At 55.8% G+C, this 23,291-nt stretch carries 18 protein-coding genes; 14 read left to right on the forward strand and 4 right to left on the reverse strand.

Annotation, left to right across the window (positions count from 1 at the left end):
• Positions 1–11: 11 nt before the first annotated feature.
• Positions 12–1,007, forward strand: coding sequence for a 6-phosphogluconolactonase (pgl, locus tag OGX75_RS17655; protein ID WP_024130516.1), 996 nt, complete (start codon positions 12–14; stop codon positions 1,005–1,007).
• Between the two features lie 60 nt (positions 1,008–1,067).
• Here the strand turns inward: pgl and OGX75_RS17660 are convergent, their stop codons facing one another.
• Positions 1,068–2,006 carry a LysR family transcriptional regulator gene (locus tag OGX75_RS17660; RefSeq protein WP_047458020.1) on the reverse strand — a complete coding sequence of 313 codons (939 nt, stop codon included), beginning with the start codon at positions 2,004–2,006 and terminating at the stop codon, positions 1,068–1,070.
• A gap of 198 nt (positions 2,007–2,204) precedes the next feature.
• Between OGX75_RS17660 and OGX75_RS17665 the strand changes: the two genes are divergently transcribed.
• From OGX75_RS17665 to OGX75_RS17675, 3 genes are all read left to right on the forward strand, one after another.
• Entirely contained in the window at positions 2,205–3,260 is a 1,056-nt protein-coding gene (locus tag OGX75_RS17665; protein WP_012133215.1) for a 4-oxalomesaconate tautomerase, read from the forward strand.
• A gap of 84 nt (positions 3,261–3,344) precedes the next feature.
• Positions 3,345–4,778: an anion permease gene (locus OGX75_RS17670; protein WP_071259654.1), complete on the forward strand. Its 1,434-nt coding sequence runs from the start codon at positions 3,345–3,347 to the stop codon at positions 4,776–4,778.
• Between the two features lie 84 nt (positions 4,779–4,862).
• Positions 4,863–7,121, forward strand: a complete 2,259-nt coding sequence (locus OGX75_RS17675; protein WP_286451402.1) for a hydratase — start codon at positions 4,863–4,865, stop codon at positions 7,119–7,121.
• A gap of 72 nt (positions 7,122–7,193) precedes the next feature.
• On the opposite strand, the gene OGX75_RS17680 is transcribed toward OGX75_RS17675, so the two are convergent.
• Positions 7,194–8,477, reverse strand: coding sequence for a putative acyl-CoA thioester hydrolase (locus OGX75_RS17680; protein ID WP_012133211.1), 1,284 nt, complete (start codon positions 8,475–8,477; stop codon positions 7,194–7,196).
• Positions 8,478–8,708: 231 nt separating this feature from the next.
• On the opposite strand from OGX75_RS17680, the gene hutI reads away from it, so the two are divergent.
• The 5 genes from hutI (at position 8,709) to hutH (ending at position 15,025) form a co-directional block, all read left to right on the forward strand.
• On the forward strand, positions 8,709–9,932 hold the full coding sequence (gene hutI / locus OGX75_RS17685) for an imidazolonepropionase (protein WP_286451401.1): 1,224 nt from the start codon (positions 8,709–8,711) through the stop codon (positions 9,930–9,932).
• Entirely contained in the window at positions 9,929–10,870 is a 942-nt protein-coding gene (hutG, locus tag OGX75_RS17690) for a formimidoylglutamase (protein WP_012133208.1), read from the forward strand. The genes hutI and hutG overlap by 4 nt, the downstream gene beginning before the upstream one ends.
• A gap of 88 nt (positions 10,871–10,958) precedes the next feature.
• Positions 10,959–11,678 (forward strand): histidine utilization repressor, encoded by a 720-nt coding sequence (locus tag OGX75_RS17695; protein WP_012133207.1) that lies wholly within the window; start codon positions 10,959–10,961, stop codon positions 11,676–11,678.
• A 139-nt stretch (positions 11,679–11,817) separates the two neighbouring features.
• Complete coding sequence (gene hutU, locus OGX75_RS17700) at positions 11,818–13,503, forward strand: urocanate hydratase (RefSeq protein WP_286451400.1); 1,686 nt, start codon at positions 11,818–11,820, stop codon at positions 13,501–13,503.
• A gap of 1 nt (position 13,504) precedes the next feature.
• Positions 13,505–15,025 carry a histidine ammonia-lyase gene (hutH, locus tag OGX75_RS17705; RefSeq protein ID WP_012133205.1) on the forward strand — a complete coding sequence of 507 codons (1,521 nt, stop codon included), beginning with the start codon at positions 13,505–13,507 and terminating at the stop codon, positions 15,023–15,025.
• A 105-nt stretch (positions 15,026–15,130) separates the two neighbouring features.
• Here hutH and OGX75_RS17710 read toward each other — a convergent pair whose 3' ends face one another.
• Positions 15,131–15,607, reverse strand: a complete 477-nt coding sequence (locus tag OGX75_RS17710) for a kinase inhibitor (protein ID WP_047458005.1) — start codon at positions 15,605–15,607, stop codon at positions 15,131–15,133.
• Positions 15,608–15,672: 65 nt separating this feature from the next.
• Complete coding sequence (gene bioA / locus OGX75_RS17715; RefSeq protein ID WP_286451399.1) at positions 15,673–16,962, reverse strand: adenosylmethionine--8-amino-7-oxononanoate transaminase; 1,290 nt, start codon at positions 16,960–16,962, stop codon at positions 15,673–15,675.
• 86 nt (positions 16,963–17,048) lie between these two features.
• Between bioA and bioB the strand changes: the two genes are divergently transcribed.
• The 5 genes from bioB (at position 17,049) to uvrB (ending at position 23,250) form a co-directional block, all read left to right on the forward strand.
• Positions 17,049–18,089: a biotin synthase BioB gene (gene bioB / locus OGX75_RS17720; protein ID WP_286451398.1), complete on the forward strand. Its 1,041-nt coding sequence runs from the start codon at positions 17,049–17,051 to the stop codon at positions 18,087–18,089.
• Positions 18,086–19,240 carry an 8-amino-7-oxononanoate synthase gene (gene bioF / locus OGX75_RS17725; RefSeq protein WP_104868894.1) on the forward strand — a complete coding sequence of 385 codons (1,155 nt, stop codon included), beginning with the start codon at positions 18,086–18,088 and terminating at the stop codon, positions 19,238–19,240. Before bioB ends, bioF begins: the two co-directional genes overlap by 4 nt.
• The gene (gene bioC / locus OGX75_RS17730) at positions 19,227–19,982 is read left to right on the forward strand and encodes a malonyl-ACP O-methyltransferase BioC (RefSeq protein WP_153258246.1); all 756 of its coding nucleotides are present in this window, start codon (positions 19,227–19,229) and stop codon (positions 19,980–19,982) included. The genes bioF and bioC overlap by 14 nt, the downstream gene beginning before the upstream one ends.
• Positions 19,975–20,661: a dethiobiotin synthase gene (gene bioD, locus OGX75_RS17735; RefSeq protein ID WP_049008951.1), complete on the forward strand. Its 687-nt coding sequence runs from the start codon at positions 19,975–19,977 to the stop codon at positions 20,659–20,661. Before bioC ends, bioD begins: the two co-directional genes overlap by 8 nt.
• Before the next feature lie 567 nt (positions 20,662–21,228).
• Positions 21,229–23,250, forward strand: a complete 2,022-nt coding sequence (gene uvrB / locus OGX75_RS17740; protein ID WP_049008949.1) for an excinuclease ABC subunit UvrB — start codon at positions 21,229–21,231, stop codon at positions 23,248–23,250.
• Positions 23,251–23,291 lie beyond the last annotated feature (41 nt).

Here is a 23,291-nt window from a genome sequence, read left to right on the forward strand (position 1 = left end):
AAGGAGTAGTCATGAAGCAAACCGTTTATACCGCCAGCCCTGAGAGCCAGCAAATTCACGTCTGGAGCCTGAATCATGACGGCTCGCTGAAGCTGGTGCAGGTGGTTGATGTGCCGGGGCAGGTTCAGCCGATGGTGGTCAGCCCTGATAAGCGCTATCTCTATGTTGGCGTCCGTCCTGAGTTCCGCGTGCTGGCTTACCGTATTGCGCCGGATGACGGCGCGCTGACCTTCGCGGCGGAGTCCGCTCTGCCGGGTAGCCCAACCCATATCTCTACCGATCATCAGGGCCGTTTTGTGTTTGTTGGCTCGTACAATGCCGGTAACGTCAGCGTGACCCGTCTGGATGATGGCCTGCCGGCTGGCGTGGTGGATGTCGTTGAAGGGCTGGAAGGGTGCCACTCAGCGAATATCTCACCGGATAACCGGACGCTGTGGGTGCCTGCGCTGAAGCAGGATCGCATTTGCCTGTTTACGCTCAGTGACGACGGCAAACTGGTCGCCCAGGAACCGGCGGAAGTCACCACCGTTGAGGGGGCCGGGCCGCGCCATATGGCGTTCCACCCGAACCAGCAATATGCCTACTGCGTGAATGAACTGAACAGCTCTGTTGATGTCTGGGAGCTGAAAGATCCGCACGGCAATATTGAATGCGTGCAGACGCTGGATATGATGCCTGCCGATTTTTCTGACACGCGTTGGGCGGCGGATATCCATATTACGCCGGATGGCCGTCATCTGTATGCCTGCGACCGTACTGCCAGCCTGATTACCGTTTTTAGCGTTTCTGAAGACGGCAGCGTACTGACAAAAGAGGGCTTCCAGCCGACTGAAACGCAGCCGCGCGGCTTTAACGTCGATCATAGCGGTAAGTACCTGATTGCCGCCGGGCAGAAGTCACACCATATTGCGGTGTATGCCATTGCCGGTGAGCAGGGGCTGCTGACGGAGAAAGGCCGTTATGCGGTAGGCCAGGGGCCAATGTGGGTCGTGGTTAACGCGTATTAATATTCCGTGACCGTTGTGCCCGGTGGCGCTCGCTTACCGGGCCGTCGGCCGGATACGGCGTTATTGTTGCCGCTGTGGTTCAGCAAAGGGCGTCCACAGCGTGTCTTTATCATCGGCCCAGACATTCAAAAGCAGAGAGAAAAAACGCTCTGCCGGAGGAGAGAGAACGGCGTCTTTGCGCCGGATAATCCCTAACGTGCGTCTGATAACGGGTTCGATCAACGGGATTCCGATAAGCGTGGGATGCACTGTCTGAGGCATTGCCAGCCCCGGCAGTGCAGAAATACCCAGCCCGGCCTCAACCAGGCCAAGTGAGGTCGATAAATGACGAACCTCGTAAAACCAGTCCAGCTTCCAGGGTTTATCCGCCAGATTGTGCTCAATAAGCAGCCTGTTACCGCTGGATGACCGCACGCCAATCAATTTGTAGCCCACCAACTCCTGCCATTCGACCAGTTGCTTACTGGCTAAGGGATGGTTTCGTCGACAGGCCAGAACAAACGGTTCATTCACCAGCGGGGTGAAGTCAATAGCAGAATTTGTGATGCTGTTCATATTTATGCCGAAATCAGCTTCGTTACCCAACACCGATTCCATGCAGTTGTTCGTACCTTTTTCAAGAATTCGTATTTTGATATTGGGGTACAACTCATTAAATTTTCCGATAGCAAGGGGTAGAAAATAGAAAACAGCGGTCGGAATACAGGACAATGTGATCGTGCCGTGGTGATAAGCATTCATTTCGCGAACATTAAAAAGAGCTTCATCCAGTTTTCTTATTAATTCTCTGGCTTCCGGTAACAGCATCCTCCCCGCTTTTGTTAATTCTACTTTACGTGTTGTTCTCTCAAAAAGCAGGGTATGTAAATCATCTTCCATCTTTTTTATTCTGCGAGTTAATGCAGGTTGCGTAATGTTAAGTAATTTAGCGGCTTTGTTAAATGATCCTGCCTCTGCCAGTGTGACAAATGCCTTCATACTTGATAATTCGTGTTTCATCATAACTCCAGAAAATAGAATCCAGGGATTCCCTGATTTGCTGCCCCAGGAGAGAAAAACGTAGTTTATATGTAAATTATCCGTCTTGATTAATGCAAATAAATTATCAATCATAAATTTAAAGTCATTAGCCTCTCTATTCTGCGCGTGCAACCATGTCCTCATTAACGCTAATGTTTTTTAATTGAGGGCAATGTTATGAAAAAAATTCCCTGCACGTTGATGCGAGGGGGAACATCCAGAGGGGCGTTTTTATTAGCAGAACACCTTCCTGAGGAGAGACAGCGGCGCGATGCCATATTGATGGCAATTATGGGATCGGGGAATGAGCTGGAAATAGATGGCATTGGCGGCGGTAATCCGTTGACCAGTAAAGTGGCCATTATCCGTCGTTCGGATGACTCAAAAGCAGATATCGACTATTTATTTGCTCAGGTTCTGGTACATGAACACCGCGTTGATACCACGCCGAACTGTGGAAATATGCTTTCCGCGGTAGGCGCATTTGCGATTGAACATGGCTTAATTGAGACTACGCCGCCCGTCACGCGCGTGCGTATACGTAATGTAAATACAAATACGTATATCGAAGCGGACGTGCAGACGCCGGACGGCGCCGTTGAGTACGAAGGTCAGGCAAAAATCGATGGCGTACCGGGAACGGCTGCGCCCGTGGCACTCACGTTTTTGAACGCTGCTGGCGCCAAAACCGGGCAAATTTTTCCGACCGGTCATCGTGTCGATCATTTTGATTCCGTTGCCGTCACCTGTATTGATATGGCGATGCCGGTGGTTATTATCGCTGCCGAAGATGTCGGTAAAACGGGTTATGAATCCCCTGCGGAACTTGATGCCGATACTGAATTATTGCGTCGCATTGAATCCATCCGTTTGCAGGCGGGTAAAGCGATGGGGTTAGGCGACGTCAGCAATATGGTTATTCCTAAACCGATGCTTATTTCCCCGGCCAGACGGGGCGGGACGATCAATGTGCGCTATTTTATGCCGCACTCCTGCCATAAGGCGCTGGCGATTACTGGTGCCATCGCGCTTGCCAGTAGCTGTGCGACAGAAGGGACGGTCGCCCACCGGATGACGCAATTGACAGACTATGGCGATATAAATATCGAACACCCGGGCGGGTGCCTTGATATTCATTTAACAAATGAAGGTAATGAGCCTTCTTCAATACGTGCTTCTGTTATTCGCACAGCAAGAAAGATTTTTGCAGGTGAAGTTTATATTCCTGAATGATGTTGATCTCATTTCGCTGTGATTAAGGAAAATCAAACAATGCCTTTTCTGTATAACGAATACAGATAAATCAGGGTGCAAAAAATGAATAAAAAATCCATATGGAAGCTAATTATTATATTAGCGATCCCGTGTATTATTGGCTTAATTCCCGCGCCAGCCGGTCTGAGTGAACTCGCCTGGGTTCTCTTTGGCATCTATCTTGCGGCAATCGTGGGGCTGGTGATAAAACCGTTTCCCGAACCCGTTGTATTATTGATTGCCGTCGCGGCATCGATGGTCGTGGTCGGAAATTTAAGTGAAGGGGCGTTTAAAACGACCAGCGTGCTCAGCGGTTACGCCTCTGGAACGACGTGGCTGGTATTTTCTGCGTTTACGTTAAGCGCCGCGTTTGTCACTACCGGTCTGGGCAAACGCATTGCGTATATTCTGATTGGTAAGATCGGGAATACCACGCTGGGGCTGGGCTACGTTACGGTTTTTCTCGATCTGGTTCTCTCTCCGGCAACGCCGTCAAACACGGCGCGCGCAGGCGGCATTGTTTTACCTATCATCAACAGTGTGGCCGTCGCGCTGGGTTCAGAGCCTGAAAAAAGCCCCCGTCGTGTCGGTCATTACTTAATGATGTCCGTGTATATGGTCACGAAAACGACCAGTTATATGTTTTTTACCGCAATGGCAGGGAACATACTGGCGCTGAAAATGATCAACGATATTTGCCATCTGCAATTAAGCTGGGGAGGATGGGCGCTGGCAGCAATGGTGCCGGGTATCATTATGTTGCTGGTGACGCCGCTGGTGATTTATACCATGTATCCACCAGAAATTAAAAAGGTTGATAATAAGACGATCGCGAAAGCCGGGCTTCAGGATCTCGGGCCAATGAAAGGCCGTGAGAAATTACTGCTGGGTATTTTTGTCCTCGCGCTGTCAGGCTGGATTTTCAGTAAACAGCTTGGCGTGGATGAATCAACCGTTGCGATTGTGGTGATGGGCGCGATGTTGCTACTGGGCGTGGTGAGCTGGGATGATGTCGTTAAAAATAAGGGCGGCTGGAATACATTAATCTGGTACGGCGGTATCATTGGCTTAAGCTCTTTATTATCGAAAGTGAAGTTTTTTGACTGGCTGGCTGAACTGTTTAAAAACAATCTCTCTTTTGATAATCATGGTAACGTGGCGTTCTTCGTCATTTTGTTTCTGAGTATTATTGTCCGTTATTTCTTTGCCTCCGGTAGCGCTTATATTGTGGCGATGATGCCGGTATTCGCCATGCTGGCGAATGTCTCTGGTGCGCCATTAATGCTAACCGCGCTGGCCTTATTATTCTCCAACTCTTATGGCGGAATGGTCACGCACTATGGCGGTGCCGCTGGCCCGGTTATTTTCGGGGTCGGTTATAACGATATTAAGTCCTGGTGGCTCGTCGGCGCGGTTCTGACCATTTTAACGTTCCTGGTACATATCACGGTTGGTATCTGGTGGTGGAACATGTTGATTGACTGGAACATGCTGTAATCAACCGTCAGCGTTCATTTTTATTATTAATGACATGGTCTGTTGTCCGTGCATGGAAACATGCACGGCAATGTGGAGTAATGAATGATTAAGTTATATGACAAAGGGATTTATCTCTCCGGTAACAATGAGATAATTGCAGAAGAACAGTATTGCGGTAATGTACAAAAAGAGGAAGCCAAAAAAGGCACCATAGCATGGTCCATTCTTGCGTCTCATAATACGTCAGGAAATATGGATAAACTTAAAATCAAGTTTGATTCGTTAACCTCCCACGATATTACCTATGTAGGCATAATTCAGACCGCGAAAGCGTCCGGGATGGTGCGTTTTCCATTACCTTATGTTCTCACAAACTGTCATAACTCATTATGCGCCGTTGGTGGAACCATTAATGGCGATGATCATCTTTTTGGACTCTCCGCTGCGCAGCGCTATGGCGGTATTTATGTGCCGCCCCATATTGCGGTCATCCACCAATATATGCGCGAGATGATGGCGGGCGGTGGAAAAATGATTTTAGGCTCAGACAGCCACACGCGCTATGGCGCGCTGGGGACGATGGCCGTAGGGGAGGGCGGAGGTGAACTCGTCAAGCAACTGTTGAATGATAGCTGGGATATCGATTATCCGGGCGTCGTGGCGGTATATCTGACGGGAAAACTGGCGCCAGGCGTTGGCCCGCAGGATGTGGCGTTAGCCATCATTGGCGCCGTATTTAAAAATGGCTATGTCAAAAATAAGGTCATGGAATTTGTGGGGCCGGGCATTAGCGCAATGTCCACGGACTTCCGTAACAGTGTTGATGTCATGACCACGGAGACGACCTGCCTGAGTTCGGTGTGGCAAACGGATGATGAAACCCGTAGCTGGCTGGCGTTACATGGCCGTGAACCGGACTATCGACAGCTGAATCCGCAGCCAATGGCCTGGTACGATGGCTGTATTTATGTTGATTTGAGCACAATTAAACCGATGATCGCGCTACCTTTCCATCCGAGCAATGTGTATGAAATCGACACGTTAAATGAGAATTTGACGGATATTCTGCACCAGGTAGAAATTGAGTCTGCGCGCATTGCCCGTGGGAAAGCCAAAATCTCACTGCTGGATAAAGTTGAGAAGGGAAAATTAAAGGTTCAGCAGGGAATTATTGCCGGATGCTCAGGCGGTAACTATGAGAACGTCATTGCGGCGGCGAATGCGTTGCGCGGTAAATCGTGTGGTAATGAGACGTTCTCACTCGCGGTTTACCCCTCTTCACAGCCTGTATTTATGGATCTGGCGAAAAAAGGCGTGGTGGCCGATTTAACTGGCGCGGGCGCAATCATCAGAACCGCTTTCTGCGGCCCATGCTTTGGCGCTGGCGATACGCCCGTTAACAACGGGCTGAGCATTCGCCACACCACCCGTAACTTCCCGAACCGTGAAGGTTCGAAACCGGGTAATGGTCAAATGTCCGCGGTTGCGCTGATGGATGCGCGTTCTATTGCGGCGACGGCAATAAATGGGGGCTATCTGACCTCCGCCGCTGAACTGGACTGCTGGGAAAACGTTCCTGACTATGCGTTTGATCCCACTCCGTACAAAAACCGTGTCTATCAGGGTTTTGTTAAAGGGGCGACGCAGCAATCGCTCATCTATGGCCCGAATATTAAAGACTGGCCGGCGCTGGGGGCGCTGACGGAAAATATTCTGCTCAAGGTGGCGTCAAAAATTCTTGATGAAGTCACAACGACGGATGAGCTGATTCCGTCCGGGGAGACCTCCTCTTTTCGCTCAAATCCGGTTGGTCTGGCGGAGTTCACCCTGTCACGCCGCGATCCAGACTATGTTGGCCGAAGCAAAGCAACCGCGACGCTGGAAAAACAGCGTCTGGCAGGCGAGGTGAGTGAGCTGGAGCCGGTCTTTGCCCGTATTCGCACAATTGCGGGCCAGGAAACCACCGATCCGTTAGCCACCGGGATTGGCAGCATGATTTATGCCGTTAAGCCGGGAGACGGTTCCGCGCGTGAACAGGCGGCAAGCTGTCAGCGCGTGATTGGCGGTCTGGCGAATATTGCCCAGGAGTATGCGACGAAACGCTACCGTTCGAATGTGATCAACTGGGGAATGTTGCCGCTGCAAATGGCGGGTGAGCCTGGGTTTGACGTCGGGGATTATATTTACATTCCTGGCGTCCGTACGGCGCTGGATCAATGCGCAACCACCTTAAAAGGCTATGTGATTCATGACGATGAAATCACGGAAATCAGTCTGTATCTGGAAAGCCTGACCGCCGAGGAACGTGAAATTATCAAAGCGGGAAGTCTGATTAATTTCAATAAAAATCGTCAGATGTAAAAAAAGGTCGTCACGCCAGGCGTGACGACCTTTTCTCTTTTATCTGGCCTGAAGAATAATCGTCAGCAGATATTATTGCTTCGGTTCGGCAACCACTTTACTGCCCAAACCCCGGTTGTTGTATTCCCACATCCGGTTAAAGTTCGTGTCGTTCAGGTTACGCTGTACCTCGTCTTTATCATCCTTCGCGCCAGTATTCCCGGCAAAAGGACGTTTGGAGATAACGGCGTCAGCCCACGGTTTCGCCATATTGAACCCTTCGTTAATCACGCTATCGCGGATAACGACCTGACCGTTGGTGTTGGCATCCACATCCAGCGAACGCCCCAGTTGTGCGACGCCATCACCTGCGGCGGTAAAGCGGCTGTTGGTGGCGAGGAAACCGTAATAAATATTCGACAGCGTTGCCGGAGCGAAAACATACGCTTCCTGCTGGGTACGGGAGTTCACCACGCGGAAATCAGTGTTATCGAACACCACTGCGCCGCGACCGGAAACCATATCCACATCCCCTTCAATGTAACTGTTCGTCACCAGCGTGCGCGGTTGGCGATCGTTTTGCAGACGGTTCTGTACGCCGCTGTTGGTCACGAAGAAGGTATTCTGGCGACCCAGAATGTTCACTTTATTAATCTGCACTTTGTCGCCGTCAGTGCGTAAGGCCACTGCCGGATGGTTGCCGGCGTCAACGCTGTCACCGAGATTGTTTTCGATGGTCAGATTTTGTAACTGCAAGCCGTCATTCTGTGACCAGACTACCGCAGAACACATCACGCCAATGCTGGCGCCGCGTTTGCTCTGGCAGTTATCAAACATATACCACGCAGGTTTGCCCGGCATGTATTTACCGCCCGGGTTCACTGAACGACGCCAGTCGGTCGTGCTCATTTCGCCGTCAATCGCCTGGCCGATTTTCACATCAATCGCGTTCTCGCCCGTACCGTACAGCGTCAGGCTGCCAGGCGCCGCCGGGATATACACGGTTCCCTGATACTCGCCCGGCATAATGGCGATGTACAGACGCTTGCTGCTGCGCTGCGTAATTGCTGCATCTACCGCCGCCTGAATGGTGGTGTGCGTCACGCCTGGCGTGCCAGCCGGGCCGACAACGAAGTCAGGTTGCGCAGGCAGCGTAATGGCGGAAGGCGTCCACGGCGCCGTATTCGGCGTCAGTGACGAGAAATAGTGTGCAGCAACGAAATTCTGCGCTTCGTTCGCCGACAGGATCGGACGCGAGGAGGTGCCTGGCGCGGTCTGATCGGATGGGATTTGATCGGGCGGCGTAGAGCTACAGGCGGTCAGCGTCACGCCAAAAGCCAGTGCCAGCGCCAGACGGGAAACCGAAAATGTGTTCACAGGTTGCTCCGGGCTTTGAAAGTTAAATTAATTCCATTGAAGCCTGCTTTTTTATACTAAGTTGAGCGAAACGGGAAGGTGAAAAGGTAAAAAGTTCTTTTTTAGACGCCGCGCACCCGATGTTCCAGGCAAGTACATCACAAATAAATAACATTCATGGCCTGTAAGATTGACAACCCCGGCAGAATAAAAAATAAATGTATAGACAACCCATGACAAGTGATGAACCCAATGGCGCAACTTTTACCTGATGACACGATCTGGCGGAATGGCCGACTGGCGACGATGAACCCTGAACGCGGTAGCCCTTATGGGATGGTGGACGATCATGCGCTTGTCGTCCGCCAGGGCCGGATACTGGATATTGCGCCTGCGTCGTCGCTCAACGCCGCGCACCGCAATACCGTGGATCTGCAAGGCCGACTGGTCACGCCCGGACTGATTGACTGTCACACCCACCTGATTTTTGGCGGCACGCGCGCCGGGGAGTGGGAGCAGCGGCTTAACGGCGTGTCGTACCAGCAGATCAGCGCGCAGGGCGGCGGTATCAACGCGACCGTCGCCGCGACCCGGACGGCCTCTGAAGATGAGCTTTTAGCCATTGCGCGTGCGCGGATGGCGCGGTTGCTGCAAGAAGGCGTTACGTTGCTGGAGGTGAAATCCGGCTATGGCCTGAATTTCGCCACGGAAGAGAAAATGTTGCGCGTTGCCGCTGCGCTGGCGCATGAAAACAGGGTGGAAATCAGTCCTACCCTGCTGGCGGCACATGCGACGCCAGCAGAATACCGCGACGATCCCGACGGCTATATCACGCTAGTTTGCGAAAGTATTCTGCCCGGATTATGGGCAAAAGGGCTGTTTGAGTCGGTGGATCTTTTCTGTGAAAGCGTGGGGTTTAACCTGGCGCAGAGTGAGCGGGTATTTCAGGCCGCTCAGGCGTTGGGCATTCCGGTAAAAGGGCACGTTGAGCAGCTCTCCTTGCTGGGGGGCGCACAACTGGTGAGTCGTTATCAGGGGTTATCCGCTGACCATATTGAGTATCTGGATGAGGCTGGCGTGGCGGCGATGAGTCGCAGCGGCACCGTGGGCGTTCTGCTGCCGGGGGCGTTTTATTTCCTCAAAGAGACGCAGCGCCCGCCGGTGGCGTTGCTCCGCCACTATGGCGTGCCAATGGCGGTTGCAACGGACTTTAACCCCGGCACCAGTCCGTTTATCAGTTTGCATATGGCGATGAACATGGCTTGCGTACAGTTTGGCTTAACGCCGGAAGAGGCGTGGGCGGGCGTGACGCGGCATGCTGCGCGCGCGCTGGGGCGGCAGACGACGCATGGGCAATTGAAAGCGGGATATGTCGCTGACTTTGCCGTATGGGACGCTGAGCTTCCGGTTGAAATCCTTTATGAACCGGGGCGTAACCCGCTCTGTCACCGTGTATTCAGAGGAGAAGTAACATGACGCAATGGCAACCCGCATCCCCCACGCTCTGGCAGGGGCGTGATGACAGCGCCGAGGCGGCTAATGCGCTGCGTCTCTTTCAGACGGTGACGCGCAGCCCGACGTTTTCTCCCGAAATGTATCGTGAAAAAATCGCCTTGCTCGGCTTTGCCTGTGACGAAGGCGTGAAGCGAAACCAGGGGCGGCCTGGCGCTGCTGGCGCGCCGGATGCCCTGCGCCGGGCGCTGGCGAACCTGGCCTCTCACCACGGCCACGATCGGCTGGTGGATTTAGGTAACATTATTGCGCAAGCCCCCGATCTGGAAGGCGCGCAGCAGGCGCTTCGCGATGCGGTACGGCGCTGCCAGCAGGCGGATATGCGCACGTTTGTGCTAGGCGGCGGACATGAAACGGCGTTTGGGCATGGCGCGGGACTGCTCGATGCGTTCCCGCATGCCAGAGTCGGCATTATTAATCTTGATGCGCATCTGGATCTGCGTCGGGCTGACCACGCCACCTCCGGTACGCCGTTTCGCCAGTTGGCGCAATTATGCGATGAACAGCAGCGTGAGTTTCATTACGCCTGCTTTGGCGTCAGTCGGGCGGCAAATACGCAGGCGTTATGGGATGAGGCGCAACAACGCGGAGTGACCATCGTAGAAGACGTGGATTGTGATACCGCTCAGGCGCCGTTGGCGCAGGTTATCGACAGCGTGGATAAGATCTACCTGACCATCGATCTTGATGTGCTGCCCGCCTGGGAGATGCCCGCAGTGTCTGCGCCCGCAGCGCTCGGTGTGCCGTTGGCGACGGTGATGCGGCTTGTCGATGCCGTTTGTCGCAGCGGTAAGCTACAGGCGGTGGATATGGTTGAATTTAATCCGCGCTTTGACGATGATGGCAACGCAGCGCGTGTTGCGGCACGCCTCGGCTGGCAAATCGCACACGGGTGGCGTTAATCGCGATGTTTGTCCGGCCCAGAATCGCGTTACAGGCTGGATAATGCCATCCGGCAAATAAAATCATACGCTTAAGGAAGGCTTACGCATGCTCCCATCCCGTTCTGCCCCTGTGCCTTTCTATGAAAAGGTCAAACAGACGATCAGCGACAACATCGCCAGCGGCGTCTGGCGCCCGCATGACCGCATTCCCTCGGAAGCGGAACTGGTGGCGCAATTTGGCTTCAGCCGGATGACAATCAACCGGGCGTTGCGGGAATTAACGGATGAAGGGCTGCTGGTGCGTTTACAGGGCGTCGGCACATTTGTGGCGGAACCGAAAGGGCAGTCCGCACTGTTTGAAATTCGCAGCATTGCCGATGAAATCGCCGCCCGTCACCATCAGCATCGCTGTGAGGTGCTGACGCTGGAACAGACGCAGGCGAATGCGCTTCAGGCCACTGCCCTGAATGTGCGTGAAGGCACGCTGATTTTTCATTCGGTGATGGTGCACTATGAAAACGATCTGCCGGTGCAGATTGAGGATCGCTGTGTGAATGCTGGCGTTGTACCGGATTATCTGGCGCAGGATTACAGCCAGACCACGCCTCATGCATACCTGTCGCTGATCGCCCCGCTAACGGAAGGGGAGCACATTGTGGAAGCCGTGCGCGCCACGGCGGAAGAGTGCGCGCTGCTGAACATTAAGGAGCACGATCCCTGCCTGTTAATTCATCGACGCACCTGGTCTGCGTCGCACATTGTTTCTCACGCTCGCCTGCTTTTCCCCGGTTCTCGCTACCGGTTGCAGGGCCATTTTATGTCCTGAATGACGGCGCGATAAAAAGCGTGATTGCTGACGCAATATAACAAAAATGTATCTCAGTTGTTAAAATCAGCCTTGCGACAAGTTGTATAGACAAGTATATGTTACTTATCTGTCCGATCATCGTAAGGAGTCTGGTGTCATGCCTCAAAGCAAGTATCGTCAGCAGGATATCCGCGCCCCGAGGGGAACAACCCTGACGGCAAAAAGCTGGTTAACCGAAGCGCCGCTGCGCATGTTAATGAACAACCTCGATCCCGATGTTGCCGAGAATCCGCATGAACTGGTGGTTTATGGCGGCATTGGCCGCGCGGCGCGCGACTGGGAGTGCTATGACGCCATCATCAATGCGTTGACCAAACTGGAGGCCGATGAAACCCTGCTGGTGCAGTCCGGTAAACCGGTCGGCGTGTTTAAGACCCACGAAAACGCGCCACGTGTCCTGATCGCTAACTCCAACCTGGTGCCGCACTGGGCGACCTGGGAACATTTCAATGAGCTGGACGCCAAAGGGCTGGCGATGTACGGCCAGATGACCGCCGGAAGCTGGATCTACATCGGCAGTCAGGGCATCGTGCAGGGTACCTATGAAACCTTCGTTGAAGCAGGACGGCAGCACTATCAGGGGAATTTGTCCGGGCGCTGGGTGCTGACCGCCGGGCTTGGCGGTATGGGCGGCGCACAGCCGCTGGCCGCGACGCTGGCGGGGGCGTGCTCGCTGAATATCGAATGCCAGCAAAGCCGTATCGATTTCCGTCTGCGTACCCGCTACGTCGATGAACAGGCCACCTCGCTGGACGACGCGCTGGCGCGAATTGAAAAATATACCCGCGAGGGTAAAGCCGTCTCCGTTGCGCTGTGCGCCAACGCGGCGGACGTCGTGCCGGAACTGGTAAAACGCGGCGTTCGCCCGGATCTGGTGACCGACCAGACCAGCGCGCACGATCCGCTGCACGGTTATCTACCCTCTGGCTGGCGTTGGGAGGAGTATCAGGCGAAAGCGGCGTCAGATCCACAGGGCACGGTACAGGCGGCGAAACGCTCAATGGCGAAGCACGTACAGGCGATGCTGGCGTTCAGTGAAATGGGCGTCCCGACCTTCGATTACGGCAACAATATCCGCCAGATGGCGAAAGAGATGGGCGTAGAGAACGCCTTTGATTTTCCTGGGTTCGTTCCGGCCTATATCCGCCCGCTTTTCTGTCGGGGGATCGGCCCATTCCGTTGGGTGGCGCTTTCAGGCGATCCAGAAGATATTTATAAAACCGATGCCAAAGTCAAAGAGATTGTGGCGGATGACAAACATCTGCATCACTGGCTGGATATGGCGCGCGAACGTATTAACTTCCAGGGCTTACCGGCGCGTATTTGTTGGGTGGGGCTGGCGTGGCGGCAAAAACTGGGTCTGGCGTTTAACGAAATGGTACGCCGTGGAGAGGTCTCCGCGCCGATCGTCATTGGCCGCGACCATCTGGATTCCGGCTCCGTCGCCAGTCCAAACCGGGAGACGGAAGCGATGCGCGACGGCTCTGATGCGGTATCCGACTGGCCGTTACTGAACGCGCTGCTCAATACCGCCAGCGGTGCGACCTGGGTTTCGCTGCATCATGGCGGCGGCGTCGGCATGGGGTTCTCGCAACATGCCGGAATGGTGATTGTCTGCGACGGCACCGACGAGGCGGCGGTGCGTATCGCCAGAGTGCTGCATAACGATCCGGCGACAGGCGTGATGCGTCATGCTGACGCCGGGTATGAGATTGCGGTTGAATGCGCCGCAGAACAAGGGCTGAACTTGCCGATGATCGCGGCTACTCAAGGAAAACGCTGATATGAATACGCTTACGTTAACGCCGGGTCATCTGAGTTTTGCGCAGCTTCGCGCCGTCTGGCAGCAGCCAGTGCAACTGCGTCTTGATAGCAGCGCGGTTGACGGTATTAATGCCAGCGTCGACTGCGTGAACAATATCGTCGCCGAGGGGCGCACGGCCTACGGTATCAATACCGGTTTTGGTCTGCTGGCGCAGACGCGCATCGCCACGGAGGATCTGCAAAACCTGCAACGTTCGCTGGTGCTCTCCCACGCGGCGGGTATTGGCGAGCCGCTGGACGACGCGATGGTGCGTCTGATCATGGTGCTGAAAATCAATAGCCTGGCGCGTGGTTTCTCGGGCATCCGCCTGAGCGTGATTGAGGCGCTGATTGCGCTGGTTAACGCAGAGGTCTGGCCGCTGATCCCGGCGAAAGGTTCTGTAGGGGCATCGGGCGATCTGGCGCCGTTGGCGCATATGTCGTTGACGCTGCTTGGCGAAGGGAAAGCCCGCTGGCAGGGGGAGTGGCTTCCGGCGAAAGAGGCGTTGAAAAAGGCCGGACTGGAACCGATCACGCTGGCGGCGAAAGAGGGGCTGGCGCTGCTGAATGGCACCCAGGCCTCCACCGCCTTTGCGCTGCGTGGGCTGTTCGAAGCGCAGGCGTTGTTCGCCTCTGCGGTGGTCTGCGGGGCGTTAACCACCGAAGCCGTTCTGGGGTCGCGCCGACCGTTTGATGCGCGCATTCATGCCGCGCGCGGTCAGCGTGGGCAGATTGACGCCGCCGGGCTGTTCCGCCACGTTCTGACGGAGACCAGCGCGATAGCACAGTCGCACCATAACTGTGAAAAGGTGCAGGACCCGTACTCGCTGCGCTGTCAGCCGCAGGTGATGGGCGCGTGCCTCACACAACTGCGTCAGGCGATGGAGGTGCTGCTCGTTGAAGCCAACGCCGTTTCGGATAACCCACTGGTGTTTGCCGAAGAGGGGGATGTGATTTCCGGCGGTAACTTCCATGCCGAACCGGTGGCGATGGCGGCGGATAATCTGGCGCTGGCGATTGCGGAAATCGGCGCGCTGTCGGAAAGGCGTATCGCGCTGATGATGGATAAACATATGTCGCAGTTGCCGCCTTTCCTGGTGAAAAACGGCGGCGTCAACTCCGGTTTTATGATTGCGCAGGTGACCGCTGCGGCGCTGGCCAGCGAGAACAAAGCGCTGGCGCATCCGCACAGCGTGGACAGCCTGCCGACGTCGGCCAATCAGGAAGATCATGTGTCGATGGCACCCGCTGCGGGTCGGCGACTATGGGAAATGGCGGCAAACACGCGTGGGGTCATTGCGGTAGAGTGGCTGGCGGCCTGTCAGGGGATCGACCTCCGGGAAGGATTAACCTCAAGCCCGCTGCTGGAGCAGGCGCGAAAAGCGCTGCGCGAGCAGGTGCCGCATTATACTCAGGACCGTTTCTTCGCGCCGGATATTGAGTGCGCGACCGAATTGCTGGCGCGCGGGGACTTGTTCCGCTTATTACCTGATTTCTTGTAAAAAAATGCCGGATGGCGCTGACGCTTATCCGGCCTACGGCGCTGGGTGTCAGGTGCCGTAAGCTGGATAAGACGCTTTAGCGTCGCCATCAGGCAACAACGGCACTTAGCTGAACATTGCGGTAATCGACGCGCTGGCGAGCGCATGGAAATGGACGTTAAAGCCCACCATCGCGCCGCTGGCGCCTGCATCGACATCAATACGCTCCACATCCAGCGCGTGAACGGTAAAGATGTAGCGGTGCGTTTCCCCTTTCGGCGGAGCTGCGCCGCCGTAGCCTGCTTTACCAAAATCGGTGCGCGTCTGGAGAGTCCCTTCCGGCATCGCCACCAGGCCGGAACCAAACCCTTGCGGCAGTACGCGGGTATCGGCTGGCAGGTTGGCGACAATCCAGTGCCACCAGCCTGAGCCGGTTGGCGCATCGGGATCGTAGCAGGTCACGACAAAGCTTTTCGTACCGGCGGGCACCTCGTCCCAGGCCAGATGCGGAGAGATGTTGTCCCCGTCATAGCCCATGCCGTTAAACACATGGCGATGGGGCAGTTTTTCCCCGTCGCGCAGGTCGTTGCTGATAAGTTTCATACCGCCTCCATTAATCTACTGATTAGCAAGGAAGTGTAGCCAGAACCGCTACAGCTTACCGCTGATTAATGGATAAAAAATGTTTCATTGCGCACAGCGTCGTTCACCGCCTGCGTCAGACGATGCAATTGTTCCGGCTGGATGATATAGGGCGGCATCAGGTAGATAAGTTTACCGAACGGGCGCACCCAGACGCCTTGCCCGACAAAGAAACGCTGCAACGCCGCCATATTGACCGGGTGCGTGGTTTCCACGACGCCGATGGCGCCGAGTACGCGCACGTCAGCGACCCAGGACGATGCGCGCGCGGGCGCTAGTTCGCGGCGTAACTGCGTTTCAATCGCCGCCACCTGCTGCTGCCACTCGCCCGTTTCCAGCAGGGAAAGACTGGCGCAGGCCACGGCGCACGCCAGCGGATTGCCCATAAAGGTCGGGCCATGCATAAAGCAACCGGCTTCGCCGTTGCTGATGGTTTCAGCGACCAGACGGGTGGTTAACGTGGCGGAAAGCGTCATCGTACCGCCGGTGATGGCCTTACCGAGACACAAAATATCCGGCGTAATGTCTGCATATTCGCAGGCAAACAGTTTACCTGTGCGGCCAAATCCGGTGGCGATTTCATCGGCAATCAGCAGAATCCCTTCGCGATCGCACATCTTACGGATGCGGCGAAGCCACTCCGGGTGATACATCCGCATCCCGCCAGCGCCCTGGACAATGGGCTCCAGAATCACCGCCGCAATCTCATGCCGGTGCGCCGCCATCAGGCGGGCAAAGGCCACCATATCCCGCTCGTCCCATTCGCCATCCATCCGGCTTTGCGGGGCGGGGGCAAAGAGGTTTTCCGGCAGATAGCCCTTCCACAGGCTGTGCATTGAGTTATCTGGATCGCATACCGATATCGCGCCGAAGGTGTCTCCGTGATAGCCGTTGCGAAAGGTCAGAAAACGCTGACGAGACTCGCCTTTCGCCTGCCAGTATTGCAGCGCCATTTTCATCGCCACTTCCACCGCTACCGAACCGGAGTCCGCCAGGAACACGCACTCCAGCGCTTGCGGCGTCATCGCCACCAGCTTGCGACACAGGTTGACCGCAGGGGCATGGGTAATGCCGCCAAACATCACATGCGACATGGCGTCAATTTGCGTTTTCATCGCGGCGTTGAGCTGTGGATGGTTGTAACCGTGGATCGCCGCCCACCATGACGACATGCCGTCGATCAGACGGTCGCCGTTGGCCAAAATCAGTTCGCAACCCTCGGCGCGCGCAACCGGATAAACCGGGAGTGGGGAGGTCATGGAGGTATAGGGATGCCAGATATGGCGTTGGTCAAAGGCAAGATCGTCCGTTGTCATAATCGACTTGTAAACCAAATTAAAAACATTTAGGTTTACGAGTCTACACCGAATCAAGAATTAACAACACCCTTTGGAGAGGCCCTATGGCTCACCACCCACGCTGGACATTGTCGCAAGTTACCGAATTATTTAATAAACCGCTGCTGGATCTGCTGTTTGACGCGCAGCAAATCCATCGTCAGCATTTCGATCCGCAACAGGTGCAGGTCAGCACGCTGCTGTCGATTAAAACCGGCGCCTGCCCGGAAGACTGCAAATATTGCCCGCAGAGTTCTCGCTATAAGACGGGGCTGGAAGCGGAGCGTCTGATGGAAGTGGAGCAGGTGCTGGAGTCCGCGCGCAAAGCGAAGAACGCCGGTTCAACCCGTTTCTGCATGGGCGCAGCATGGAAAAACCCGCACGAGCGCGATATGCCGTATCTGGAACAGATGGTGCAGGGCGTGAAGGCGATGGGGCTGGAAGCCTGTATGACTCTCGGCACGCTCAATGAATCTCAGGCGCAGCGCCTTGCCAACGCCGGGCTGGACTACTACAACCACAACCTGGATACCTCCCCGGAATTTTACGGCAACATCATCACGACCCGCTCGTATCAGGAACGTCTTGATACGCTGGACAAAGTGCGTGAAGCGGGGATTAAAGTCTGCTCTGGCGGTATCGTTGGCTTAGGCGAAACGGTTAAAGATCGCGCCGGGCTGCTGTTGCAACTGGCGAATTTGCCGACTCCGCCGGAGAGCGTGCCGATCAACATGCTGGTGAAGGTCAAAGGTACGCCGCTGGCGGATAATGAGGATGTGGATGCGTTTGATTTCATCCGCACGATCGCTGTCGCGCGCATTATGATGCCAACCTCATACGTGCGTCTTTCTGCGGGTCGCGAACAGATGAACGAACAGACGCAGGCGATGTGCTTTATGGCGGGGGCGAACTCCATCTTCTACGGCTGCAAGCTGCTGACCACGCCGAACCCGGAAGAAGACAAAGATCTCCAGCTGTTCCGCAAACTGGGGCTGAATCCGCAGCAAACGTCGGTGCTGGCTGGCGACAACGAACAGCAACAGCGTCTGGAACAGGCGCTGATGACCCCGGATACAGACGACTATTACAACGCGGCAGCAGTATGACCTGGCAGCAAAAAATCGACGATGCGCTTACGGCGCGTCGTTCTGCCGATGCGTTGCGTCGCCGCTATGCGGTGGCGCAGGGGGCAGGGCGTTGGCTGGTGGCTAACGAACGCCAGTATCTGAATTTCTCCAGCAATGACTACCTCGGTTTAAGTCACCATCCGCAGATTATTCGCGCCTGGCAACAGGGTGCGGAGCGCTTTGGCGTCGGCAGCGGCGGCTCCGGCCACGTCAGCGGCTACTCCGTGGCGCATCAGGCGCTTGAAGAGGCGCTGGCAGGCTGGCTTGGCTATTCGCGGGCGCTGCTGTTTATCTCTGGCTTTGCGGCGAATCAGGCGGTTATCGCTGCACTGATGGCGAAAGACGATCGGATTGTCGCGGACCGTCTCAGCCACGCCTCATTGCTGGAAGCGGCAAACCTCAGCCCGGCGACGCTTCGCCGCTTTACCCACAACGATCCTCAACACCTGGCGCGCCTGCTGGACGCCCCGTGCGGCGGGCAGCAACTGGTGGTGACAGAGGGCATATTCAGTATGGACGGCGACGGCGCGCCGCTGGCGGAGATCCACCGTGTCGCACGGCAGCGTAACGCCTGGCTGCTGGTGGATGATGCGCACGGTATTGGCGTTACGGGCGATGAGGGGCGCGGAAGCTGCTGGCGACAGCAGGTCAAACCTGAGCTGCTGATTGTGACGTTTGGCAAAGGTTTTGGCGTCAGCGGGGCGGCGATTCTCTGCTCTGAAAGCGTTGCGGATTATCTGTTGCAGTTTGCCCGCCATCTGATCTACAGCACCAGTATGCCACCGGCCCAGGCGCAGGCGCTGAGCGCGGCGCTGGCGGTGATCCGAAGCCCGGAAGGCGCAGATCGCCGGGAAAAACTGGCTGCGTTAATTCAGCGCTTCCGTTCGGGCGTTAAGGCCAGCGATTTTACGCTGGCAAATTCGCACAGTGCGATTCAGCCGCTGATTGTCGGAGACAATGCGCGCGCGTTACGGCTGGCGGATACTCTGCGGGAACAGGGATGCTGGGTGAGCGCGATCCGACCGCCTACCGTTCCGGCCGGTACTGCCCGGTTGCGCCTGACGCTCACTCAGGCGCACGAAGCGCAGGATATTGATCGCTTACTGGAGGTGCTGGATGGCGCAGGTTGATAAGCAGGCGATTGCGGCCGCGTTTGGGCGCGCCGCGTCGCATTATGAGCAGCACGCTGAACTGCAACGCCAGAGTGCGGACGCGCTGTTGGCGCTGCTGGCAGGGCGCGAATGTGCGCACGTTCTGGACGCTGGTTGTGGGCCAGGGCGGATGAGCCGCTTCTGGCGAGAGCAGGGATGCGAGGTCACGGCGCTCGATCTTTCGGCGCAAATGCTGGATGAGGCGCGTCGTCAGCAGGCTGCTCACCATTACCTTGCGGCGGATATCGAAGCCATCCCGCTGGCGGCGGCGCGGTTTGATTTGGCATGGAGCAACCTGGCGGTGCAGTGGTGCGGCGACTTGCGCGGCGCGCTAAGCGAACTGTATCGCGTGGTGCGTCCTGGCGGCGTGGTGGCGTTTACCTCGCTGGCGCACGGATCGCTGCCGGAACTGCGTCAGGCCTGGCAGGCGGTAGATAACCGGGGGCATGCCAACCATTTTTTGTCGCCGGAGACGATCGGCAATGCAATGCGCGGCTGGCGCGTCCGTCAGCAGATCCAGGCGATCACCCTGTGGTTTGATGATGCGCTCAGCGCGATGCGTTCGCTTAAAGGCATTGGGGCGACGCATCTGCACGAGGGGCGTGAACCGCGCGTGTTAACGCGTTCGCAGTTGCGACAGTTACAGTTGGCCTGGCCGCAGCAACAGGGGAAATATCCGCTGACGTATCAGCTTTTTTTGGGAGTCATTGAACGTGATTAAACGGTATTTTGTCACCGGGACGGACACTGAAGTCGGAAAAACGGTCGCCAGTTGCGCCCTGTTACAGGCTGCCGCGCAGAGCGGCTTTCGGACGGCAGGCTACAAGCCCGTGGCGTCGGGCAGCGAGATGACGGCGCAGGGGCTGCGCAATAGCGATGCCCTGGCGCTACAGCGCAACAGCACGCTGACGCTGGCCTATGAAGCGATCAATCCCTACACCTTTGCGGAACCGACCTCGCCGCACATTGTGAGCGCAGAGGAGGGGAGACCCGTTCAGGCCTCGGTGATGTCCGCCGGTTTACGCACGCTGGAACGGCAGGCCGACTGGGTGTTAGTGGAAGGGGCGGGCGGCTGGTTTACTCCGCTTGGCGAAACGCTGACGTTTGCCGACTGGGTTGCGGCGGAGCACCTGCCGGTGATTCTGGTGGTGGGCGTGAAGCTGGGGTGTATCAATCATGCCATGCTGACGGCGCAGGCCGTGCAGCAAGCCGGGCTGACGCTTGCCGGGTGGGTAGCCAATGACGTGACGCCGCCCGGAAAGCGCCATGCGGAATACATGGCGACGCTAACGCGGGTGATTACGGCTCCTCTGCTGGGCGAAATCCCCTGGCTTTCCGGGAAGGCGGAAAGTGCATCAACAGGACAATATCTCGACCTGACGCGCCTGAAGGCGGTGTAAAACAGGTGAAAATGCGAGCAGGATCTCGCCTGCCGCCCGCGTTTCGTTAGCTGATAAAAATCAAAAAAAAGCGATAATTTTTTTTTAGCCCCTCATCAAGGGGCGTCCGCGCGATTTTGCCAGGCGGCAGTCCATACGGGCTGGACGCAGTTATCCACCATTCCTGTGGATAACCTTGTGTATTAGAGTTAGAAAACACAACGTAAGCGAGAGAAGACGCGGCCTGCGACTAAATTGATGCGAAAGGCGTCTTAAGTAAATAGTGCTTATGAAACAATTTGTTAGATAAAAGCAATGGCTGTAAGGAAAGTGTCACGGGTTGCCACAAATCTTTCATCACACATCTTGACAAGTGTTAAAAAAGTCTTTGGTTTGGGGATAACCGCATCTCACTGGTTTTTTATCTCGTCAGGGTCTACATTTTACGTCGCAATGCCGGGTGTTATCCCTTATTTGAGTAATACCTTAAGTCGCCACTGTTTTTTCATCCAGTATATTTTGCTGGCAATATTAGCGGCTCCGGGTAAAATTAGTGTCCTGCCCGCCCATTCCTTCAGGTAGCTGCCCATGAGTAAACCGTTCAAACTGAATTCCGCTTTTAAACCTTCAGGCGATCAGCCGGAGGCGATACGTCGTCTGGAGGAAGGTCTTGAAGATGGTCTGGCGCACCAGACGCTGTTGGGCGTAACGGGATCAGGGAAAACGTTCACCATCGCCAATGTGATTGCCGATTTACAGCGCCCGACGATGGTGCTTGCGCCCAATAAAACGCTGGCGGCCCAGTTATACGGCGAAATGAAAGAGTTCTTCCCTGACAACGCGGTGGAATATTTCGTCTCTTACTATGACTACTATCAGCCAGAGGCGTATGTGCCCAGCTCCGACACCTTTATCGAAAAAGATGCGTCGGTGAACGAACACATAGAACAGATGCGACTGTCGGCGACCAAGGCGCTGCTTGAGCGGCGGGACGTTGTGGTCGTGGCTTCGGTTTCCGCTATCTACGGTCTGGGCGATCCCGACTTATACCTGAAGATGATGTTGCACCTGACGGTGGGGATGATCATCGATCAGCGCGCTATCCTGCGCCGTCTGGCGGAGTTGCAATATACCCGCAACGATCAGGCCTTCCAGCGCGGCACTTTCCGCGTACGCGGCGAGGTCATCGACATCTTCCCGGCGGAGTCTGACGATATTGCGCTGCGGGTTGAGCTGTTTGACGAAGAGGTTGAACGTCTGTCGCTGTTTGACCCGCTGACCGGGCAGGTTGAATCGACTATCCAGCGCTACACCATCTACCCGAAAACGCACTACGTTACGCCGCGCGAGCGCATCGTACAGGCGATGGAGGAGATCAAAGACGAACTGGTGGACAGACGCAGGATCATGCTGGAAAACAATAAGCTGCTGGAAGAACAGCGCTTAACCCAGCGTACGCAGTTCGATCTGGAAATGATGAACGAACTGGGATATTGCTCGGGGATTGAAAACTACTCCCGCTACCTTTCCGGGCGCGGGCCTGGCGAGCCGCCGCCGACGCTGTTTGATTATCTGCCAGCCGATGGCCTGTTAGTCGTGGATGAATCTCACGTCACGATTCCGCAAATCGGCGGGATGTTTCGTGGGGACAGGGCGCGCAAAGAGACGCTGGTGGAGTACGGTTTCCGTCTGCCGTCAGCGCTGGATAACCGTCCGCTAAAATTTGAAGAGTTTGAAGCGCTGGCCCCGCAAACCATCTACGTTTCCGCCACGCCGGGCAACTATGAGCTGGAGAAATCCGGCGGCGAGGTGGTGGATCAGGTGGTGCGTCCTACCGGGCTGCTGGACCCGATCATTGAAGTTCGGCCGGTGGCGACGCAGGTTGATGATCTGCTCTCTGAGATCCGCCTACGGGCGGCGATTAACGAACGTGTGCTGGTGACAACGCTGACCAAACGAATGGCGGAAGATCTTACCGAATATCTCGAAGAACACGGCGAGCGCGTACGTTACCTGCACTCGGACATCGATACCGTTGAGCGTATGGAAATCATTCGTGATTTGCGTCTGGGCGAGTTTGACGTGCTGGTGGGGATCAACCTGTTGCGAGAAGGGCTGGACATGCCTGAGGTCTCGCTGGTGGCGATTCTGGACGCAGACAAAGAAGGGTTCCTGCGCTCAGAGCGTTCGCTGATTCAGACCATCGGCCGTGCGGCGCGTAACGTCAACGGGAAGGCGATCCTCTATGGCGATAAGATCACCCCGTCGATGGCGAAAGCGATAGGCGAAACCGAACGTCGTCGCGAGAAACAGCAGTTATACAACGAAGAGCACGGTATCGTTCCGCAGGGGCTGAATAAGAAAGTGGTCGATATTCTGGCGCTGGGTCAGAACATCGCGAAAACCAAAGCGAAGGGCAAAGGGAAGTCCCGCGCAGCGGCGAAATCGGGTGTGGTTGAGTTGGATATGACGCCGAAAGCGTTGCAGCAGAAAATTCATGAGCTGGAAGGCCAGATGATGCAGCATGCGCAAAACCTGGAGTTTGAAGAAGCCGCAGAGATCCGCGACCAGTTGCATCAGCTACGTGAGCTGTTTATCGCGGCGTCCTGACGATGCCGGATGGCGACGCAAAGCGTCTTATCCGGCCTACG

This window comes from Citrobacter sp. CK199, from assembly GCF_030333285.1.
Classification (GTDB): domain Bacteria; phylum Pseudomonadota; class Gammaproteobacteria; order Enterobacterales; family Enterobacteriaceae; genus Citrobacter_B; species Citrobacter_B koseri.

Coding starts and splice junctions, on each gene's coding strand:
- pgl (WP_024130516.1), top strand. CDS start 12: ATGAAGCAAACCGTTTATACCGCCAGCCCTGAGAGCCAGCAAATTCAC.
- OGX75_RS17660 (WP_047458020.1), bottom strand. CDS start 2,006: ATGAAACACGAATTATCAAGTATGAAGGCATTTGTCACACTGGCAGAG.
- OGX75_RS17665 (WP_012133215.1), top strand. CDS start 2,205: ATGAAAAAAATTCCCTGCACGTTGATGCGAGGGGGAACATCCAGAGGG.
- OGX75_RS17670 (WP_071259654.1), top strand. CDS start 3,345: ATGAATAAAAAATCCATATGGAAGCTAATTATTATATTAGCGATCCCG.
- OGX75_RS17675 (WP_286451402.1), top strand. CDS start 4,863: ATGATTAAGTTATATGACAAAGGGATTTATCTCTCCGGTAACAATGAG.
- hutI (WP_286451401.1), top strand. CDS start 8,709: ATGGCGCAACTTTTACCTGATGACACGATCTGGCGGAATGGCCGACTG.
- hutG (WP_012133208.1), top strand. CDS start 9,929: ATGACGCAATGGCAACCCGCATCCCCCACGCTCTGGCAGGGGCGTGAT.
- OGX75_RS17695 (WP_012133207.1), top strand. CDS start 10,959: ATGCTCCCATCCCGTTCTGCCCCTGTGCCTTTCTATGAAAAGGTCAAA.
- hutU (WP_286451400.1), top strand. CDS start 11,818: ATGCCTCAAAGCAAGTATCGTCAGCAGGATATCCGCGCCCCGAGGGGA.
- hutH (WP_012133205.1), top strand. CDS start 13,505: ATGAATACGCTTACGTTAACGCCGGGTCATCTGAGTTTTGCGCAGCTT.
- OGX75_RS17710 (WP_047458005.1), bottom strand. CDS start 15,607: ATGAAACTTATCAGCAACGACCTGCGCGACGGGGAAAAACTGCCCCAT.
- bioA (WP_286451399.1), bottom strand. CDS start 16,962: ATGACAACGGACGATCTTGCCTTTGACCAACGCCATATCTGGCATCCC.
- bioB (WP_286451398.1), top strand. CDS start 17,049: ATGGCTCACCACCCACGCTGGACATTGTCGCAAGTTACCGAATTATTT.
- bioF (WP_104868894.1), top strand. CDS start 18,086: ATGACCTGGCAGCAAAAAATCGACGATGCGCTTACGGCGCGTCGTTCT.
- bioC (WP_153258246.1), top strand. CDS start 19,227: ATGGCGCAGGTTGATAAGCAGGCGATTGCGGCCGCGTTTGGGCGCGCC.
- uvrB (WP_049008949.1), top strand. CDS start 21,229: ATGAGTAAACCGTTCAAACTGAATTCCGCTTTTAAACCTTCAGGCGAT.